Source organism: Streptomyces sp. NBC_00237 (genome assembly GCF_026342435.1).
Taxonomy (GTDB): Bacteria; Actinomycetota; Actinomycetes; order Streptomycetales; family Streptomycetaceae; genus Streptomyces.
In genome coordinates, this window is record NZ_JAPEMT010000005.1 from 358,533 (window position 1) to 374,378 (window position 15,846).

Annotated in this window: 17 protein-coding genes; 7 read left to right on the forward strand and 10 right to left on the reverse strand. The window is 71.0% G+C overall.

Annotated features, from left to right (window positions below):
* Positions 1-82: 82 nt before the first annotated feature.
* A complete protein-coding gene (locus OG897_RS37360; RefSeq protein WP_266664292.1) occupies positions 83-430 on the forward strand; it encodes a helix-turn-helix transcriptional regulator in 348 nt (115 codons plus the stop codon).
* Between the two features lie 9 nt (positions 431-439).
* Here the strand turns inward: OG897_RS37360 and OG897_RS37365 are convergent, their stop codons facing one another.
* A complete protein-coding gene (locus OG897_RS37365) occupies positions 440-1,789 on the reverse strand; it encodes an FAD-dependent oxidoreductase (RefSeq protein ID WP_266664294.1) in 1,350 nt (449 codons plus the stop codon).
* Between the two features lie 183 nt (positions 1,790-1,972).
* Between OG897_RS37365 and OG897_RS37370 the strand changes: the two genes are divergently transcribed.
* On the forward strand, positions 1,973-2,614 hold the full coding sequence (locus OG897_RS37370; protein ID WP_266664295.1) for a DUF6214 family protein: 642 nt from the start codon (positions 1,973-1,975) through the stop codon (positions 2,612-2,614).
* 51 nt (positions 2,615-2,665) lie between these two features.
* Here the strand turns inward: OG897_RS37370 and OG897_RS37375 are convergent, their stop codons facing one another.
* Positions 2,666-3,298: a DUF305 domain-containing protein gene (locus OG897_RS37375; protein ID WP_266664602.1), complete on the reverse strand. Its 633-nt coding sequence runs from the start codon at positions 3,296-3,298 to the stop codon at positions 2,666-2,668.
* A 227-nt stretch (positions 3,299-3,525) separates the two neighbouring features.
* Here OG897_RS37375 and OG897_RS37380 point away from each other — a divergent pair, with 227 nt between their 5' ends.
* On the forward strand, positions 3,526-5,007 hold the full coding sequence (locus OG897_RS37380; protein WP_266664603.1) for an LVIVD repeat-containing protein: 1,482 nt from the start codon (positions 3,526-3,528) through the stop codon (positions 5,005-5,007).
* A 15-nt stretch (positions 5,008-5,022) separates the two neighbouring features.
* Here OG897_RS37380 and OG897_RS37385 read toward each other — a convergent pair whose 3' ends face one another.
* From OG897_RS37385 to OG897_RS37405, 5 genes are all read right to left on the reverse strand, one after another.
* The gene (locus OG897_RS37385; RefSeq protein WP_266664297.1) at positions 5,023-5,658 is read right to left on the reverse strand and encodes a TetR/AcrR family transcriptional regulator; all 636 of its coding nucleotides are present in this window, start codon (positions 5,656-5,658) and stop codon (positions 5,023-5,025) included.
* A gap of 145 nt (positions 5,659-5,803) precedes the next feature.
* Positions 5,804-6,511 carry an HAD family hydrolase gene (locus OG897_RS37390; protein WP_266664605.1) on the reverse strand — a complete coding sequence of 236 codons (708 nt, stop codon included), beginning with the start codon at positions 6,509-6,511 and terminating at the stop codon, positions 5,804-5,806.
* 2 nt (positions 6,512-6,513) lie between these two features.
* The gene (locus tag OG897_RS37395; protein WP_266664299.1) at positions 6,514-7,203 is read right to left on the reverse strand and encodes a phosphatase PAP2 family protein; all 690 of its coding nucleotides are present in this window, start codon (positions 7,201-7,203) and stop codon (positions 6,514-6,516) included.
* A 99-nt stretch (positions 7,204-7,302) separates the two neighbouring features.
* Positions 7,303-8,235: a M56 family metallopeptidase gene (locus tag OG897_RS37400; RefSeq protein WP_266664301.1), complete on the reverse strand. Its 933-nt coding sequence runs from the start codon at positions 8,233-8,235 to the stop codon at positions 7,303-7,305.
* A 65-nt stretch (positions 8,236-8,300) separates the two neighbouring features.
* On the reverse strand, positions 8,301-8,900 hold the full coding sequence (locus OG897_RS37405; RefSeq protein ID WP_266664303.1) for a DUF5134 domain-containing protein: 600 nt from the start codon (positions 8,898-8,900) through the stop codon (positions 8,301-8,303).
* Between the two features lie 168 nt (positions 8,901-9,068).
* On the opposite strand from OG897_RS37405, the gene OG897_RS37410 reads away from it, so the two are divergent.
* Positions 9,069-9,617: a GNAT family N-acetyltransferase gene (locus OG897_RS37410; RefSeq protein ID WP_266664305.1), complete on the forward strand. Its 549-nt coding sequence runs from the start codon at positions 9,069-9,071 to the stop codon at positions 9,615-9,617.
* A 22-nt stretch (positions 9,618-9,639) separates the two neighbouring features.
* On the opposite strand, the gene OG897_RS37415 is transcribed toward OG897_RS37410, so the two are convergent.
* Both OG897_RS37415 and OG897_RS37420 read right to left on the reverse strand, forming a co-directional pair.
* Positions 9,640-10,323, reverse strand: a complete 684-nt coding sequence (locus OG897_RS37415; protein WP_266664307.1) for a glycerophosphodiester phosphodiesterase family protein — start codon at positions 10,321-10,323, stop codon at positions 9,640-9,642.
* Between the two features lie 73 nt (positions 10,324-10,396).
* Positions 10,397-10,522, reverse strand: a complete 126-nt coding sequence (locus tag OG897_RS37420) for a hypothetical protein (RefSeq protein ID WP_266664309.1) — start codon at positions 10,520-10,522, stop codon at positions 10,397-10,399.
* A 621-nt stretch (positions 10,523-11,143) separates the two neighbouring features.
* Between OG897_RS37420 and OG897_RS37425 the strand changes: the two genes are divergently transcribed.
* From OG897_RS37425 to OG897_RS37435, 3 genes are read left to right on the forward strand one after another with little or no spacing between them, the layout of a single operon-like run.
* Positions 11,144-12,541: a DUF6421 family protein gene (locus tag OG897_RS37425; RefSeq protein ID WP_266664311.1), complete on the forward strand. Its 1,398-nt coding sequence runs from the start codon at positions 11,144-11,146 to the stop codon at positions 12,539-12,541.
* A 26-nt stretch (positions 12,542-12,567) separates the two neighbouring features.
* A complete protein-coding gene (locus OG897_RS37430; RefSeq protein ID WP_266664313.1) occupies positions 12,568-13,329 on the forward strand; it encodes an SDR family NAD(P)-dependent oxidoreductase in 762 nt (253 codons plus the stop codon).
* A 38-nt stretch (positions 13,330-13,367) separates the two neighbouring features.
* Positions 13,368-14,483: a low specificity L-threonine aldolase gene (locus tag OG897_RS37435; RefSeq protein ID WP_266664608.1), complete on the forward strand. Its 1,116-nt coding sequence runs from the start codon at positions 13,368-13,370 to the stop codon at positions 14,481-14,483.
* 569 nt (positions 14,484-15,052) lie between these two features.
* Here the strand turns inward: OG897_RS37435 and OG897_RS37440 are convergent.
* Positions 15,053-15,778 (reverse strand): 1-acyl-sn-glycerol-3-phosphate acyltransferase, encoded by a 726-nt coding sequence (locus OG897_RS37440; RefSeq protein WP_266664315.1) that lies wholly within the window; start codon positions 15,776-15,778, stop codon positions 15,053-15,055.
* Positions 15,779-15,846: the final 68 nt, after the last annotated feature.

Here is a 15,846-nt window from a genome sequence, read left to right on the forward strand (position 1 = left end):
TCGTAGTACGGCATCTGTCAAACTACGAAAGGTCTCGTACAATGGCGGAGACCGTCGACACCGCCACCCGAGGGAGCCCACCGTGGCCACCGCAGCAGCGCCCAGCAGCCGTGAACTCGCGCACCCCGACCGGACGGAGATCCGGCTCGAAAACGTGCTGCACGCCCTCTCCGACCCCATGCGGCTGCTGATCGTCCGCGACCTCGCCCGTACGGAAGGCGAACTGGCCTGCTCCGCCTTCGAGCTGCCGGTCTCCAAGTCGACGACCACCCACCACTTCCGCGTCCTGCGCGAGAGCGGCGTCATCGAGCAGGCGTACCGGGGCACCGCGAAGAAGAGCGCACTGCGCCGCGCCGACCTGGAGGCGCTGTTTCCCGGACTGCTCGAAGCGGTGCTGGCGGCCGCCGAGTCGCAGGCTCGGCGCGACTGAGGCCGCCCCTCAGGCGGGTGCGCCGCCCGCAGCGCCCAGCAGCCCCGCCCAGTCGTGGATCTTCACCGAGCGCCGCCCCAGGGAAGTGCCCAGTGCCGCCTCCGCCGCCTCGATCGCCAGCCACCCCGGCCACTGGACCGGCCGCAGCCCCGATTCCCGCAGTACGTCCAGGGGTTCCGCCGCGACGGTGCGGGACGCCAGCGCTGCGGCGTCCGCGAGGAGGGAGGCCGCCGTCTCCTTGGCGCACGGCCGGTTCGTCCCGATCACTCCTGTCGGGCCCCGCTTGATCCACCCGGCGACGTACTCCCCGGCCGACGGCACCCCGTCCCGCAGCACCCGCCCGCCCGCGTGCGGCACCGTCCCGCGCCCCGCGTCGAACGGCAGCCCCGGCAGCGGCACTCCCCGGTAGCCCACCGAGCGCAGGACCAACTGCGCCTCGATGTCCTCGTACGTCCCCGTGCCGCGCACCCCGCCCGCCCCGTCCGGCACGGTCCGCTCGAACCGCACGGCCGCCACCCGGCCCGCCTCCGCCAGCAGCTCGACCGGCCGCAGGTGGAAGCGCAGCCGCAGGGTCCGCGCCCGTGCCGGAGGCGGCGTCAGCGCCCAGCCGCGCAGCACCTCCACGTTGCGGCGCAGGGCGCCGGGCAGCCCCGACGGGTCGTGGTACGCCGGGTCCAGCTCCAGCTCCGAAGGTTCCACCGACACGGAGGCGTCCGGAAGGCCACCCAGCTCGCGCAGCTCCTTGGTGGTGAACCGGGCCTGGGAGGGGCCGCGTCGCCCGACCATGTGCACCTCGCGCACGGTGGAACCCGACAGCAGGTCCAGCGCCGTCTGCGGCACGTCCGTGGGCAGCAGCTCACCGGCCCCGCGCGCCAGGATCCGGGCCACGTCCACCGCCACGTTGCCGACGCCGATCACCACGGCGGACCGCACGCCCAGCGCGAAGCCGCCCGGGTCGGCGTCCGGGTGCGCGCTGTACCAGGAGACGAACTCGGTGGCCGAGAAGCTGCCCGGAAGGTCCTCGCCGGGCACCCCGAGCCGACGGTCGGTGGCCGCGCCGACGCAGTACACCACCGCGTGGTACAGCTCCAGCAGCCGCTGCGCGGGGAGTTCGGGCGTGCCTGCCTCGACGTTGCCGACGAAGGTGATCCGCTCGTGCTCCAGGACCGTACGCAGGTTGCCCTGGAGCGACTTGATCTTCTCGTGGTCGGGAGCGACCCCGTACCGCACCAGTCCGTACGGACACGGCAGCCGGTCCAGTACGTGCACCCGCACATCGGGCACGGCGGACTGCTGAGTGAGGGCCTGGGCCGTGTAGAGGCCGCTGGGGCCCGACCCGACGACTGCGACGCGAAGCACGGCGGAGCTCCCTCCCGCGGGGTCGCTCCAGCATCGCACCGCACGGGCGGCAGCGGCAGGGTCGTGCACGGGTGCGGGGTGCCCGGGAGCGGACGCGGCGGTGCTGCGCTAAACGGAGTGCCTGTCGCCGCCATGCGTGCGCGCCGTTCCAGTGATGCGGCCGAGTCCCGATACGTTGCCGAAATGCCGGAAAGTACCTTTTGCAATGCTCCTGGCCGATATGAGCCTAATGGCGCAGTTTCGGTATGGCCTGTCTGGGAACTCCAGGGGCACGGTTCCGTCACGTCCGACACTTCTGGTCCCACCGGTTCCACCGGCCTCTCCTGGAGCACCGGCGGAGTACGTCGTGATCTGCTCCCTCCCTGGTTCAACATCCGTCTGACCTTCGCCGACGGCGCCCGGATCGACGTGCTGGCCGTGGTCTCGGACGGCCGGATCGCGATCGAGGACATGCGGGCCGACCCTCCCCTGTCGCTGGACGGCTTCGCCGTCCTCGCCGACTGGATCGAGGGGCCCCTGGAGGACGCGTGCCGGGTCGTCGCCGAGCAGCACCGGCTCGGCATGTCCGGCCCCCGGGGCTACTACGCCGACGGCCGGGTGTTCGACGAGGAGCCCCCGGGCAAGCGCCGCGCCCGGCCTTCCTGGCCGCGCGGCAGCGCGGGACGCCGGATCGCGGCCGAGGCGTACCTGGCGGCCCAGGGGGAGGGCCGGGACCCGGTGCTCGCGGTGATGTACGCGACCGGGCGCAGTCGCCGCAAGTCGCTCAAGGTCATCGCGAGTGCGCGTGACGAGGGGTACCTCGCGCCGCGCCACAACAGGCGCTGACACCCGGCGGCCCTGAGCGCCCGCTCCACGAGCCTTCCTTCCGGGCCCCGGCTACGAGCCCTTGAGCATCCGGGCCATCCGGTTGATCTCGGTCGTCTGCTGGGCGACCAGGTCCGTCGCCATCTCCTCGATCGTCACGTCATTGCCGTCGGACAGCACGTCCCCGGCCATGGTGAGCGCCCCCTTGTGGTGCGTGATCATCAGCTCCAGGAAGAGCCTGTCGAAGTCCTCGCCCTTGGCGGCCTTCAGATCGGCGAGCTGCTTCTCGGTCGCCATGCCCGCCATGGCCGCGTGGTCGTGCGGCGTCTTCGGCCGCTTCGCCGCGCCGTTGCGGGTGTCCCAGCCCTTCATCGCGTCGATCTCCGGCTTCTGGGCCGCCGCGATGCGTTCCGCGAGCTGCTTGACGCCTTCGGAGGAGGCGCGTGACGGGGCGAGAGCGGTCATCACCAGGGCCTGTCCGTGGTGCACGACCATCATCTCCGTGTAGGTGAAGTCCGCCGAGTTGGGCTTGTCGAGGGGGGCTTCCCTGCGTGCCTCGTCGGCGCTGAGGGTGCGCGCCGGTTCGCCCGGCCTCCCCGGGGCGACGACCGAAGAAGCGCCCTCCGGCCCGGCCTTCACGTCGTCCTTCGGAGTTCCGTCGCAGGCGGACAGAACGAGCAGGGCGGCGGCGAGCGGGGCCGTCATGGCCAACGTGCGTCGCCATCCGCCGGATTGACGGGAGTGCACGACAACCTCCTGGGGTGCACGGGACAGTTGGTGACCGTAGTAGCACGGTTCCGCTCACAGATGATCAAAAAACTTCATTACGTCTCTGTTGCCGTCTGTTGAGATGTACATGAGAAGACAGATACTGCCGGGGTCCCTCAACCGTTCAACTGCGAACCGAAACAAGGGAGTACGCAGTGGCATCGTTGACCAACCCCCTCGTCAAGAGACGCAGACGCCTCGGCGTGGCAGCAGCCGCGGCCGGTCTGCTCGCGACGCTCCTCACGGCCGGCCCCGCCGCCGCGACCCCCGAGCCCGGCGACACCCCCGCGAAGCGGCAGGGCGTCACCACCTCGCAGCAGGAGGAGGCCCGCAAGGCCATCCGGAGCGGCGAGATACCCGGCGTGGACGAGATCGTCCACAGCGAGAACGTCGAGCACCTGGCCAACGTCCCGAAGGACGCCCTCAAGGGCCTCAACACGGACCTGGCGTTCCAGGGCAAGTACGCCTTCGCCGGAAACTACGACGGCTTCCGGATCTTCGACATCAGCAACCCGAAGCAGCCGAAGACCGTCACCCAGGTCCTGTGCCCCGGATCGCAGAACGACATCTCCGTCTCCGGAAACCTGCTCTTCCTCTCCACCGACTCCTCGCGCAGCGACAACTCCTGCACCAGCACCACGCAGCCCGCGACGGAGAAGTCCTCCTGGGAGGGCATGAAGATCTTCGACATCAGCGACATCCGGAACCCGAAGTACGTCGCCGCCGTCGAGACCGCCTGCGGTTCGCACACCCACACCCTGGTGCCCGAGCGCAAGAACGTGTACGTGTACGTCTCCTCGTACTCGCCGCGCGCCACGTACCCGGACTGCCAGCCCCCGCACGACGGCATCTCGATCATCAAGGTGCCCCGCAAGGCGCCCCAGAAGGCCGCGGTCGTCGACTTCCCGGTGCTCTTCCCCGACGGCGGCAACCCCGGCGGCGGCACGACGAACCCGGACCTCTCCGAGACCACCGGCTGCCACGACATCACCGTGCTGCCCTCGAAGGACCTGGCGGCCGGAGCCTGCATGGGCGACGGCATCCTCTTCTCCATCAAGGACCCGGAGAAGCCCAAGGTCATCGACCGCGTCCAGGACAACGTCAACTTCGCGTTCTGGCACTCGGCGACCTTCAACGAGCGCGCCAACAAGGTCGTCTTCACCGACGAGCTCGGCGGTGGCGGCGGTGCGACCTGCAACGCGGAGACCGGACCCAAGCGCGGTGCCAACGGCATCTACGAGATCAAGGGCCACGGCGACAGGCGCAAGCTCGCCTTCAAGAGCTACTTCAAGATCCCGCGCCACCAGGCCGACACCGAGAACTGCGTCGCCCACAACGGCTCGCTGATCCCCGTTCCCGGCCGCGACATCATGGTCCAGTCCTGGTACCAGGGCGGTGTCTCCTTCTGGGACTTCACCGACTCCTCGAAGCCCCGGGAGATCGGCTACTTCGAGCGCGGTCCGCTCTCCACGACCACCGCCTCCACCGGCGGCTCCTGGTCCGCGTACTACTACAACGGCCATGTCTACTCCAACGACATCGCCAAGGGCTTCGACGTCCTGAAGATCAACGACCGTCGTACCGACCCCGCCAAGTGGGTCCGTCAGCGCGAGCTGAACGTGCAGACGCAGCCCGACTACCTCTGACCACCCACCCCGTGATCACCCGTTAGTCGCTCCGGTCGCCGTGCCGCCGGGCGGATCCCCGTCCGGCGGCACGCCGAGCTCCCAGTCCAGCCCGTACCGCTGGAACAGCTCCGCGCGCAGCCGGACCAGCGGCATCGGCGCGCCGGGCAGCAGCAGCGCGAACACCGTGCCCATCAACAGGGCGCGCAGCAGCGGGTACTCCGTGTCCGGATCGGTCGTGCCGTAGCGCAGCATCGCGCCCCTCAGCACCCCGGCCAACTGCTGCTGCTCGGGGCACCGCACGAAGCCCTCCGCCTGGAGGATGCCCGCCATGTGCGTGCGCATCAGCACCGGATGGTCGAGCGCCAGCCCCAGTACGGCGTCCACCGCGCGCGCCAGGACCTCCCGCCCGTCGTCCGTCGCGGGCTCGCGGTCGATCGCCGCGCGGATCGTACGGTGCATCAGCCGGTGCACCGCGGACTGGAGCAACTGCCGCTTGCCGGGGAAGTAGTAAGACACCAGCCCCCGTGCGGAACCGGCCCGGTCCGCGATGGCGCCCAGCGTCGTCGCCTCGTAGCCGCGCTCCCCGACCAGCTCCACGGTCGCCTGGAGAATCCGCTCACGGGAGCGTCTGCGCAATTCCTCGTTGACCGATGCGCTGCGCGGGGACATCCTGTAACTCCTGCGTTGACTGGCTCCGAGCCAATATACTCAGTGCGGTTCGTGCACACCCCTTGCCGGGTGCGCGCGGCACGGCTGCCCGCCTCGGGCGACGCGGGGGATCGTCCGAGGCGGGCAGCGCCGTGCCGGCAGCACCTCACGGGCGGGTGCCGCACGGATCCAGCAGGTCCAGTACGGGCCGCAGGCCGTCCGGCCGCTCCGCCGCCGGGAGATGGTCCACGAAATGGACCGCGCAGCCCAGCGCGGCGGCCCCGCCGTCCGCGTGCCGACTGTCGCCCACCATCAGCGTGTGCGCCGGTTCCTGCCCCAGTGCCGCGCACGCCGTGCGGAAGAGCCGGGGGTCGGGCTTCTGGACTCCGTACTCGTACGACAGCACGTACGCGTCGACGAACCGGTCCAGGTCGTGCGCCCGGAACACCGGACGCAGGTCCCAGCCGATGTTGCTCACCACAGCCACCGGAATCCCCCGCGCCCGCAGCGCGCCCAGCACCTCCGCCGTGTCCGGGTACGGCTGCCACGCCTCCGGCAGCATGTGGCGTGCGTACAGCGCGTCGTGGAGGGCGTCGTCGGGCAGCGCGACCTGCCGTGACAGACCCGTGTACGCCGAGCGGTGCAGCTCCGCGCTCTCGTCGCGCGTCGCCCACAGACCGGCGACCGCGGGCGGAACCGACAGGGGGTCGGCGCCGCCGGGCAGCGCACCCGCCCGCTCCAGCAGGTCGGCGTAGTGCCTCAACTCCTCGACGGTGTGCGGCGACGAGGGCCCGCCGAGCACGGCGTCCACCCAGGAACGGGTCGATTCGATGCGCAACAGGGTGCCGGAGAAGTCGAAGAGCACGGCTTTGATCGTCATGCCGGAGAGCATCCCCGCCGTGCCTGGAGGTACGCGTACCACCGGACAGCCCCCAGCACCACCGCCACGCCCAGCAGCCAGCCGCCGAGTACGTCCGAGAACCAGTGCACCCCCAGGTACAGGCGGGTGAACCCGACACCCAGCACCGACACCACCGCCACCACCAGCAGCGCCGCTCGCGCCGCGCGGGACGCGGTGAACCGGGCCAACAGCCACAGCAGCAGACTGAAAGTGACCGCCGCTGTCATCGCATGACCGGAAGGGAACGCAGCGTACTGAGCGGAATCGACCGGATCGGGCCACTGCGGACGTTCTTTCCCGACAGCGGCCTTGAGCACCTGCTGTACGAGGGCTCCGAGAGCACTCGTCACCGCGATGGCCACGGCGAGCGTGCGCTCCCCGTGCACCAGCAGCCAGAAGAACACCACCGCGATCACCGCCCGCATCGCCCACGGGTCCCACACCCAGTCCGACAGGACGCGCATGACTCGGGTCGTCGCGGGATCGTCGATGGCCCAGCGGTGCAGCCCGTTCGCGATGTCGTCGTCGAGGGCGACCAGCGGCCCCCACTCCACGGCCACCAGGACGAGCAGCACGGCGAACACGGCCGTCAGCAGGGCGCACGCGAGCAGCACCGGCGGACGGGAGGGCGGAAGGGACGACGGAAGGGGAGCGGGGGAGGACATGGGGAGATCCTTGCCGACCCGCAGCCGATCACGCCCCACCAGCACACCCCTTCACGTACGAAACTCCCGTACTCGCAGGACCGCCCGCAGGACGAAGCCCTACCCCAGAGCCCGCAACCCCGGTACGAACGCCACCGCCAGCGGCACCACGGGCACCAGCGCCGAGGTCGCCGTCAGCCGCAGTCGCTGCGCCGGGCTCAGCCGGGGCACCGGCGCGAGCAGCCGGTTCACCCGCTGCGGAAGCCCCGCGTCCGGAGCCGAGGAGGGCCCGAACACCCCACGGTCCTCGTTGAGTTCCACCAGCGCCAGCGCCGTCGTCAGACGGCCGAAGCGGCGGGACGCCATGTCGTCGGCCGCCAGCTCCACCAGCCGGTGCATCTCGTCGCGGAACCCCGCGAACACCGGAACCTGCGGAAAGCCGCTCGCCAGCGCCGCCGAGCAGTGCCGCAGCCAGTCGTGCCGGGCGCGGGCGTGCCCCTGCTCGTGCGCCACCACCGCGTCCAGCTGACGGCCCTCCAGGCGGCGCAGGGCGGCCGTGGTGATGACCAGCCGGGGCTGCGCACCGGGCAGCCACCGCACGTCAGGACGCTCGCCCTCCAGAACGACGAGACGGCCGCCGGGCTCCTCGCCCGGCAGCGCGGGAGCACGCACGAGCAGCTCCGCCCGGTGCTGCCTGCGCCGCACGCGCGCCCGGTGGATCTCCCGGACCAGCATCGCGCCGGTCCACACGCCGCAGCCCGCGAGTACCACCGCGAGCACGGCCGACCACGGACCCGACGCACCCAGCGCGTACGCCTCGACGACCCCGCGCGGCGCCGACGCGAAGACGTGCCCCCGCACCTGGTGCCAGGCCGCCGCCGCACTGAACGTCATGGCGAGCGCGAAGCTCAGCAGCACCGCGCCCACGACGCACTGCCACATCCACAGCGCGACCACGGGTTCCCTGTCCCGCCATTCGGCACCCGCGAGCAGTCGCGGGGCCAGCACGGCGGTCAGCAGGCCGAGCAGCAGCAGGGACAGGGAGACCATCATGGGACTCAGCCTATGAGGGCACCACCACCCCCGGGTACGGGCCGGGTCGCGGAGTGACGTACGACTCACAGCGTCAGCAGCATGGTGAGCATGCCGAGGGCCATCGACAGACGGCAGGCGAGCGCCAGTTCCGGACGGGAACCCCACGACACCGTCCCCCCGGATGCCGAGGCGGCCGCCGGCACCGGCAGCAGCCGCGCCCCGACCCACAGGACGTACACCGCGTAGTACACCAGCAGCGCCCCCGTCAGCAGGGGAACGCCGCCCGCCTGCGCGCCCGCCCCGTGCCCGGTGTGCCCGCCACCGGGAGCGGCCATGGCCACCGCCATGTACACCATCGCGGCGGAACCGATCAGATGGTGCACGTGGTGCGAGCTCCCCGCTCCCGTACTGTGATGCGGGCCCCCCGCTCCCGCGCGCGCCCACCACAGCGCCCGCAGCGCCGCCGCCCCGAACACCACGACGTACACCGCACCGCTCCACCGGGGCGGGGCGAAGACGGCGGCGGGCACCGCCATGACGGCCATCCCCAGTCCCATCAGGGCTTCGCCGCGCGCCACCCCGCGCTCCTCCCTGGGCCCGCTGCGCATCCGCAGCAGGCAGTACGCGCTCGTCACACCGCACAGCGCCACCAGCAGCCAGCCGGACATCGTCGGTCCGTGCACGGCGTACCTCCCCGCTCGGGTCCACCACGACGTGGCGACAGGTCGAGAAGTCGATGCCCGCATCGGCCGGGGCGCACGCATGCGCAACGGCACACGGGGGGAGCACGAAGACCGTTAGGGTCGGACGGATCGTCGCCGTACGGAACCGAACAAGAGGACACATCCACCATGGACACCACTTCGCGCCCGGCCCCCGGGGAACTCGTCTTCCGCGACGCCGCCGAGGGCGACGCGGACGCGCTCGTCGCGCTCGTCGAGTCCGCGTACCGGGGCGACAGCAGCCGTACGGGATGGACCACCGAGGCCGACCTCCTCGAAGGACAGCGCACCGACCCCGAGGGCGTCCTCGCCGTGATCAGGGCCCCCGGCAGCCGCCTGCTCACCGTCGAGCGCGACGGGGAACTCGTCGCCTGCTGCCAGCTCGAACACCGGGGGGAGGCCGCCTACTTCGGGATGTTCGCCGTACGCCCCGGACACCAGGGCGGCGGCCTCGGCAAGATCATCATCGCGGAGGCGGAGCGTCTGGTCCGCGAGACCTGGGGCGCCACCCAGATGCACATGACGGTGATCTCCGTACGGAACGACCTGATCGCCTGGTACGAGCGCCGCGGCTACCGCCGTACGGGAAAGATGACGCCCTTCCCGTACGGCGACGAGCGCTTCGGCGTTCCGCAGCGCGACGACCTCGCCTTCGAGCTCCTGGTCAAGGAACTCTGAAGGCGCCGGGGCGGACCGGCCGTCACGCCATGTAGCGGCCGGTCCTGCGGATCTCCGGGAAGTCGGTGGTCACCCCGTCCAGCTCCAGCGCGTGGGCCAGCCGCAGCTCCTCCGTGGTGTTCACCACCCAGCCGATCACCCGCAGCTTCTCCGTGTGCGCCCGCCGCACGATCTCCAGGGTGAGCCGTTGCAGTTCGAGCACGAGGGCCGAGGCTCCCGCCGCCACGGCGCGGTCCACCACCTCGGGACCGTAGAACTGGGCGACCAGGGCCGTGCGCACCCCGGGCACCAGCGCCGAGATCTGCACCAGCGCCTCGTCGTGGAACGACAGGACCTCGACGCGCTCCACCAGGTCCCGCCGGTGCATCACCTCGGCGAGCGCCCGTGCGGCGGCCGGGTCCTTGATCTCCGCCTGGAGCGGTGCGGAGACGGCGTCGAGCACCTCCTCGAACAGGGGGATGCGGGCACCGCCGCCCGCGTCCAGGGTGCGCAGTTCGGCGAGCGACAGGGCGGAGACCGGCCCGTGGCCGTCCGTGGTGCGGTCGAGGTCGGCGTCGTGCATGACGACGAGCGCGCCGTCCTTGCTCAGATGCAGGTCGAGTTCGATGACGTCCATGCCCGCGCGCTGGGCGTGCAGGAAGGAGCCGAGGGTGTTCTCGGGCTCGACACCCATGACTCCGCGGTGACCGATGGTGAGGAAAGACAAGGCGATCTCGCTTCCGTCGACGGCGGCACACAGCTCAAAGCTGACAGCTCACATCACAAAGCTCACAGCGAGATTAGCGGCCCGCCTCCGCAACGGAACCCGCCTGACGCGAGGAACTGGAGTCCTCCGCAGGGGAGTTCGCGATGCCCAGCAGAATGCCGGTGACGACGGCGGCGAGAAGGATGGCACGCAGGCTCATGGGGGACGGCTCCAGGCGCATCGGGAAGTGACCTGTGCGCACGACCGGCGGGGGAGGCACGGTCGGGCCACCAGGACAGGGTGCGTCCGTCCTACTCCTCCGTGCGGCCCAGACCGCCCCAAGTCACCCTTCCGTGGGCGCGCCGTACGGTGGTTGACCGCCCGTGTCCGGACCGCCGACGTGCCCGAGATCCGCCAGCATCGCCCGCGCCGACGCCGGTTCCGCGAACGGGGTCCGCGAGGTGGCCCAGCCAGACGCGCAGCGAGGAGTCCGCCCACTTCTTCGGCTCGTGGTCTCTGCGGCGAAGGGGAGGCGTACGTCGCCGCGTTGCGGGCAGCAGGAGGGACGGCGGTCGGGCGGCGCTTCCCGGTGATGTGCTCCGGGTTCACCGGGGTCCTCGGATGCACCGCTCTGCTGGCCGGGGCGCGGGCCGCGATAGCCGGGGCGCGGGCAGCGACGGCCGGTGTGACGGGAGTCATCGCCGTCACTGGGTGCTACGACAGGAAGAATTCCGGTGATCTGGGGGGTTGCGCAGGATAATTTCTTCTGGCTCCTCTTGTGCGGAAGAACCACGCGTGGATACGGTTTCTTTACGCGAGGTTCTCCCGTGGAGGAAGTGACATGACGCAAATTCTGGTGCAGGACATTGCTGGTGGGGGCATAGCGGAGTCCTCGCGAGTGGCCGACCACCCGGCCTGGGGGGTGCTCAAGGCCGCGGTCGAGGAGATCCGCCCCTGGCAGAGCCCCGACGGGTCGATCGACCTGGACGCCGACGGAGCCCCGGCCCGCACGGCCGTGGACGCCGTACTGGCACGGGTGATCGCCGGGGTCGAGGAGCTCGCCCCGCTGCTGGAGCACGACGCCGCCTACCACCGCGCCCTCGTCGCGGACCTGCGCGCCTGGGCGGACTCCGCGTACGACGTGCCGGACTTCCTGGACTCGCTGCTGGCCTTCCAGCCCGCACAGTCGCGCGCCGACGGCCTGCAGCACCTCGTCGTCTTCCCGATGTACACCCAGAACGGCAACCCCGACCGCAACCTCGAAGCGGTCGTGCTGCGCATGGTGTGGCCCGAGTGGCTGGCGGAGCTGGAGCGCACCCGCTACGACAACCCGCTGTTCTGCGGCATCACCTTCGAGGACTTCACCTCGGGCTACGACACCAACTCCGCGGTGCTCTTCCCCGAGACGATCGCCGTGCGCCAGGCGCCGGAACGATTCACCTGGGGCGGTATCTTCTGCGACCGCGAGGCGGCCCGCTTCCGCGCGGTCACCGAGGCCGCCGTCGGCATCCTGGGCCTCGAACTGCCCGAGGACATCGCGGCGATGGTCACCGACCAGGACCGCTGCCAGCAGGCGTTCGTGCTGTGGGACATGGTCCACGACCGCACCCACAGCCACGGCGACCTGCCGTTCGACCCCTTCATGATCAAGCAGCGGCAGCCGTTCTGGATGTACGGCCTCGAAGAGCTGCGCTGCGACCTCACCGCCTTCAAGGAGGCCGTGAAGCTGGAGGCCGACGGCGTCTCCCAGGGCCGAGACGTGCAGTACGCGGTGCTCTTCGACCGCATGTTCCGCTTCCCGGTCACCGGCGAGCGGGTCCGCAACTACGACGGACTCGGCGGCCAGCTCCTCTTCGCGTACCTGCACAAGCACGACGTGGTGCGCTGGACCGACAACACCCTCACGATCGACTGGGAGCGGGCCCCGCAGGTCACCAACCAGCTCTGCGGCGAGATCGAGGACCTGTACCGCGCGGGCATCGACCGCCCGAAGCTGGTGCACTGGTTCGCCGCGTACGACCTGGTCTCGACGTATCTCGCCCCGCACCCCGGCTCCCGCTGGGCCAAGGGCCCGGACGCCCTGGACCTGTCGCTGCCGCCGCGGAAACTGGTCGACGACGTGCTTCCTGACGAGTTTCCGCTGAGCATGTTCTATGAGGCGCTTTCCAAGAAGCTCAAGTCCGTGATCGCCTCGACCAAGGGGATCACCGCGGCAGGCGCCGAGCGGGTGGCCGCGTGAGCCCCCACGCCCAGGAGGCGACCGACATGACCGCACAGAACGCACCCGAAGGCCCCCTCGACGGAGCCGTCATCGCCGTCGCGGGAGCGGCGGGACCCGCAGGAAGGGCCACGCTGCTGCGCCTGGCCGAGGCCGGTGCCACGGTCGTCGGCGCCGACGCCGACGTGGCCCGCCTCGCGGAGGCCGTGGACGCCGCCCGGTACGCGCACGGCGGGGCCACCGTCATCGGCGAGACCGTCGACCTCCTCGACCTCGACGCCACCCGCGCCTGGGCGGAGAAGACCGAGAAGGAGTTCGGCCGGATCGACGGCATGGTCCACCTGGTGGGCGGCTGGCGCGGCTCCGCGACCTTCGCGGAGACCGACCTCGCCGACTGGGACCTGCTCGAAAAGCTGCTGATCCGCACCGTCCAGCACACCTCGCTCGCCTTCCAGGCCGGACTCCAGCGCAGTGACAAGGGCCGATACCTGCTGATCAGCGCCGCCGGAGCCTCGAAGCCGACCGCGGGCAACGCCGCGTACGCCGCCTCCAAGGCCGCAGCCGAGGCGTGGACCCTCGCCCTCGGCGACGCCTTCCGCAAGGCGGGGGGCGAGGACGGGCCGCGTACGGCCGCTGCGATCCTGGTGATCAAGGCACTGGTGCACGACGCGATGCGCGCCGAGCGCCCGAATGCGAAGTTCGCGGGCTTCACCGACGTCACGGAGCTGGCCGACGCCATCGCCGGAGTCTGGGACAAGCCCGCCTCGGAAGTGAATGGACAGCGCCTGTGGCTGACCCCCAAGCCGTGAAGGACCCGGTGACCGGAGCCGTGACGACCACGACCACCGTGACGACGACCACGACGACCGTCACCACGGACGCTCCGGTCGACCGGCCCAGGACGGACGCCCGCCGCCACCACGACCCGGCGCTACGGGGCTTCGCCAGCGACAACTACGCGGGCACCCACCCGGAGATCCTGGCCGCCCTCGCCCTCGCCAACGGCGGCCATCAGGTCGCCTACGGCGAGGACCAGTACACCGACCACCTCCAACAGGTGATCCGCTCCCACTTCGGCCCCACCGCCGAGGCGTTCCCGGTCTTCAACGGCACGGGAGCGAACGTGGTCTGCCTCCAGGCACTCACCGACCGCTGGGGTGCGGTGATCGCCGCCGAGACCGCCCACATCAACGTGGACGAGGGCGGTGCGCCCGAGCGCATGGGCGGCCTCAAGCTGCTCACGGTGCCGACCCCGGACGGCAAGCTCACCCCCGAGCTGATCGACCGGCAGGCATGGGGCTTCGACGACGAGCACCGGGCCATGCCCCAGGTCGTCTCGATCACCCAGAACACCGAGCTGGGCACCCTCTACACACCGGACGAGATACGCGCGATCTGCGACCACGCGCACCAGCACGGCATGAAGGTCCACCTCGACGGGGCGCGCATCGCGAACGCGGCCGCCGCCCTCGACGTGCCCATGCGCGCCTTCACCAACGCGGCGGGCGTCGACATGCTGTCGTACGGCGGCACGAAGAACGGCATGATCTTCGGCGAGTGCGTCGTCGTCCTGAACCCGGACGCGGTGCGCCCGACGGCGATGAAGCGGCTGCGGAAGTCGTCCATGCAGCTCGCCTCGAAGATGCGCTTCGTGTCGGTGCAGCTGGAGGCGCTCCTCGCCAAGGACCTCTGGCTGCGCAACGCCCGGCACGCCAACGCGATGGCCCAGCGCCTCGCCGCCGGTGTGCGCGCCGTCGACGGCGTCGAGATCCTCTACGAGGTGCAGGCGAACGCGGTGTTCGCACGGCTGCCGCACGAGGTGAGCGAACGGCTCCAGAAGCGCTTCAGGTTCTACTTCTGGGACGAGGCGGCGGGAGATGTGCGGTGGATGTGCGCGTTTGACACGACGGAGGATGACGTCGATGCGTTCGTGCAGGCGCTCAAGGAGGAGATGGCCCGGTAGGGGCGGCGGCGCCCTCCGCGCCGAACACACAGCAGACCTTGCCCCAGGGCCCCAGCCCCCTCGGGCTCCTCCCCGCCCCGCCCTTCCGGGCTCCGCCCCGCCAAGCCCCCTTGGGCGGCGGGGCCCCTTTGGCCTCCGCTTCCCTAGCCCCTTTGGCCTCCGCCCCGCCTCGCCCCCCTGGGCGGCGGGGCTTTTGCCTAGCCCCCTTGGGCTCCGCCCTCCGCTTCCGCCTAGCCTCCTTGGGCGGCGGGGCCGCCCCCCGGGGGCGGAACGGGCGGGCAAGGGGGCGGCCCCCCTCGCTCCGGGCCCACCCCGGAGCCGCCCGCCGTTACCTCGCCCCATGGGTGCGCCGCACCCCGGTGCGCCTGCGGCGGGCCGCCCCAGACCCACCCCTTCACCTAAACTCGCGAGGCTTGGGGGTCGTACGTGCGGGTGCGTGGGGGCTGGGCGCGCAGTTCCCCGCGCCCCTAAAGGGGCACGTTCACGCGAGCCCCGGCGAGCACAGCCCCGCGCGGCTGAGCCGTAGACAGCGTGGGAGGCCCTGCCGAACGCCCCGTGCCGGGCACTCCTCAGCCGGTCGCCTCACGCAGCTGCGCCGGAGTCGGAGCCGTCCCGCCGAGGTGGGCCGGGATCCACCAGGTGTCCTTGTCGTCCTTCGGGCGCACCGGATAGGCGCGCTGAGCGGCCTCCAGGAGCTCCTGGACGCGCTCGCGCAGCCGCCGGGTGACCGCGCCCGCGTACTCGCCCGCGGCGGTCTCCACGGGCTTGCCCACGCGGATCGTGATCGGAATGTGGTTACGGCCGAAGTTGCGCGGCTTGCCCTTGGTCCAGATGCGCTGGGTGCCCCAGACCGCCATCGGGATCAGGGGCACGCCCGCCTCCTGGGCGAGCCTGGCCGCACCCGACTTGAAGCTCTTGAGGGTGAACGACTCGGAGATCGTCGCCTCCGGGAACACACCGATGATCTCGCCCGAGCGCAGCGACTCCAAGGCGTGCTTGTACGCGTTCTCGCCCTGCTTGCGGTCCACCGGGATGTGCTTCATGCCGCGCATCAGCGGCCCGGACACCTTGTGCCGGAACACCGACTCCTTCGCCATGAAGCGCACCAGGCGCTTCTGCGGCAGGGCGGCGAAGCCGTTGAAGATGAAATCGAGGTAACTGATGTGGTTGCTGACCAGTACGGCCCCGCCGGAGCGGGGGATGTTCTCAGAACCCTGAGTGTCGATCTTGAGGTCGAGCGCCTTGAAGAGCGTGCGCGCGGCGCCGACGACCGGCCGATAGACGAGTTCTGCCATGACGGGGACCCTTCTCTGACCGGGGAGGGCTCTCCCGGTATGAAAGTTACGCTGCCGTAGGTTTTCGG